This is a genomic window from Wohlfahrtiimonas larvae (genome assembly GCF_002006755.1).
Lineage (GTDB): Bacteria > Pseudomonadota > Gammaproteobacteria > Cardiobacteriales > Wohlfahrtiimonadaceae > Wohlfahrtiimonas > Wohlfahrtiimonas larvae.
Genome location: NZ_MVDO01000029.1, coordinates 1 through 3,111, shown reverse-complemented (window position 1 = coordinate 3,111; position 3,111 = coordinate 1). Strand labels below are relative to the sequence as shown.

The 3,111-nt window shown below is 34.6% G+C and carries 3 protein-coding genes; 2 read left to right on the top strand and 1 reads right to left on the bottom strand.

Going from position 1 to position 3,111, the window contains the following annotated elements; all coding sequences use genetic code 11:
• A partial coding sequence (locus BZK14_RS01945) for a lipoyl protein ligase domain-containing protein (RefSeq protein WP_077924922.1) occupies window positions 1-699 on the top strand: 699 nt, incomplete at its 5' end.
• A gap of 135 nt (window positions 700-834) precedes the next feature.
• On the top strand, window positions 835-1,689 hold the full coding sequence (locus BZK14_RS01940) for a DUF3553 domain-containing protein (RefSeq protein ID WP_077924921.1): 855 nt from the start codon (window positions 835-837) through the stop codon (window positions 1,687-1,689).
• 48 nt (window positions 1,690-1,737) lie between these two features.
• Here the strand turns inward: BZK14_RS01940 and ggt are convergent.
• On the bottom strand, window positions 1,738-3,111 hold a 1,374-nt coding region (gene ggt / locus BZK14_RS01935), incomplete at its 5' end, for a gamma-glutamyltransferase (protein ID WP_143691274.1).

Genomic DNA, 3,111 nt, shown 5'->3' with positions numbered 1-3,111 from the left:
GATGCTTTGAAAACACTAGGTTTAACAGTGGAAGCTTCAGGTCGAAATGATTTAGTTATTCACCGTGAAGGTGAAATTCGTAAGATTTCTGGCTCCGCATACCGAGAAAAAGCAGATCGTGGGTTTCATCATGGAACACTTTTATTAAATGTAGATTTTTCGCGCCTTGAAAATTATTTAAATCCTGACCCAAAAAAATTACAAGCCAAAGGAATTACATCTGTACGATCACGTGTTGCAAATTTAATTGAGCTATTACCGACCATAACGCATGCTGAAATTTGTGGTGCAATTACAGAAGCATTTTTTGAGCATTGCGGGACAACCGTAGAGCCTGAATTTATTTCTGAAATTAATCCTCCCAATATTGAAGGGTTTGCAGAGCGATTTAGAGAACAATCTAGCTGGGATTGGAATTTTGGTAAAGCCTTAGAATTCAGTCATCATTTTGATGAACGTTTTACTTGGGGTGGTGTTGAAGTCCAGTTAGTTGTGAAAGATGGTGTTATTATTGAATCGAAAATTTATAGTGATAGCTTGTATTTGGATTCATTGGAGGCATTGGAACAAGCACTGATTGGCGTCCGTTATAAAGAAGTAGATATTGATCATGTTTTCGAAAATATTCTGAAAGAATATCCTGATGCGACAGATTCATTGAGTGAGTTGAGAAATTGGTTTATTCAATCTATACAATAGATATTAAATAAAGAGCTAATCTATAGATTTTATAAATTAATATAAAAATATTAAGTTCCGAAATTTATAATATTTTCGGACTTATATCAATGTAATCTAATCATAAAAGTATAACAATAAGCCAAGGAGATTAGTATGCATTATAAGAAAGGCGATAAAGTTAAACATCCGAAGCAGGAAAATTGGGGGTTAGGCGTTGTTTTAGAAAATCAACAGGATGAAAAAGTTAGGGTATTTTTTGAAAATAGTGGCGAGAAAATATTATCTACTAAGATTTTTCAACCACAAATAATTATAGGTAACGCAGCACAACATCCTATATTGGATAAATTACAGGATAATTCAAAATTTTTAGGGCTAACTATTTTATTAAATAATTTTCTATCTAAGTTTCCAAATGGTTTTCAGGATATTAACTACCTTGAAAAGGAAGTTTATCATAAACAAGGCATTTCTGATTTTGCGCATAAGGTTTTGAGTGAGAAGATTTTTTTACAGTTATTAGTTAAAGATGAATATGCAACAATTACTCAGTTGATTAAATCAATCATACATAAAGATACATTGAGTTTAATTGATCGCTTTGAAAAAATTGTTTTGTTAGAAACTTTGGATCACACCGATTTTCAAAAAGAGTTCGTTTGTAGTTTGTATGCTTTACTTTATGGCAATACTTCTGATTTTGATCAAAATTTTATAGAGTTTGCTCGTGTTTTGTCAGAAATGAGGGTTAGTAAGTGGACAATTATGACTTATTTTTTATTTATATTTCACCCAAATAAATATATTTTTTTGAAGCCATCAGTCACACAAAATCTTGCCAAGATTTGTGAATTTAATCTGTATTATGAAACAACCTTGAATATTATTACTTATCATCGTGTTCTAAAATTTGCGCATTACCTATTTGAAAATCTTAAAGCATTGGGGTTAGCACCAGAAAACATGGTGGATATACAATCATTCATCTGGATTGCAGGTCGAGATTAATACTCAAGATGACGTAAGAGTATTAATCTCAATATGGTGGTGATAATTTTAGTAACCTTGGCTAGAGCCATCTGTACGTGGGTCTGTTGCACCAAATAATCCACGATCTAATTTCATAATACTTTGTGTGCTTCCCATAACAGGTTCTATTTTGACCTTATGTCCCAATGCTTGTAATGCACGAATTGTGTCTGGGCTGACAGTTTTTTCGACACGAATATAATCAGGTAACCATTGGTGATGAATACGAGGGGCAGAACTAGCTTCAGCAATATTCATATCAAATTCCATAGTGTTTAATAGTATTTGCAACACAGTTGTGATAATGCGACTACCACCTGGGCTACCTGTAACAACAAATACTTCACCATTTTTTGAGATAATGGTGGGCGACATCGATGATAAGGGGCGTTTTTTAGGTTCTATGGCATTACTTTCGCCACCAATAAGGCCATATATATTAGGCGTGCCTGGTTTGCTAGAAAAATCATCCATTTCATTGTTCAATAAAATACCGGTACCTTCTGCCACAATGCCTGAGCCAAAGTTAGTATTCAACGTATACGTCACCGCAACTGCATTGCCATATTGATCTATAACTGAATAATGTGTTGTTTGTGTCGATTCATAGGGCGCTAAATTTGCAGGTTTAATTTCAGAGGAAGGTGTTGATTTTGTTAGGCTGATTTGATTTGCAATATCTTTTGCATAAGCTTTACTAGTTAATGTCTGAATTGGAACATTTACAAATTCAGGGTCACCTAGATATTCTGAGCGATCAGCATAAGCACGTTTCATTGCCTCTGCCATTAAATGATAAGTTAAGGCGCTATTAGGGCCATATTCTTGTAAGTTGAAATTTTCCAATATGTTTAAAATTTGAATGATATGAATCCCTCCAGAGGAAGGAGGTGGCATGGAAATAATATCGTACCCTTTATAAGTGCCCTTAATGGGTTCTCGTTCGATGACTTTGTATTCTTTAAGATCATCTAAAGTTATCAGCCCACCTTTAGACATATGTGTTGCTATCTTTTGGGCAGTTTCGCCCATATAAAATTCTTTTGCACCATTGTCGCGAATACGCGCTAATGTATTGGCAAGATCTGTTTGAATTAAAAGATCTCCCTCAGATAAGATGCGATCTTCTTTGAAGAAAATAGCTCGGCTACTTGAATGGGGGCTAAAAGCACGATAACCATAGTTTTTAAATGTTGTGCTTAGATTTAAACTAACAGGAATGCCATTTTTTGCCAATTCAATGGCAGGATTTAAGATCTTATCTGGCGATTGAGAGCCATATTTTTCTAAAGCATATGATAAACCTGCGACTGTACCCGGAACACCTGAAGCGCTCAGAGAGGTTAAAGATCGATTAGGGATAATATTGCCGTTTTCATCAAGATACATATTGCGAGATGC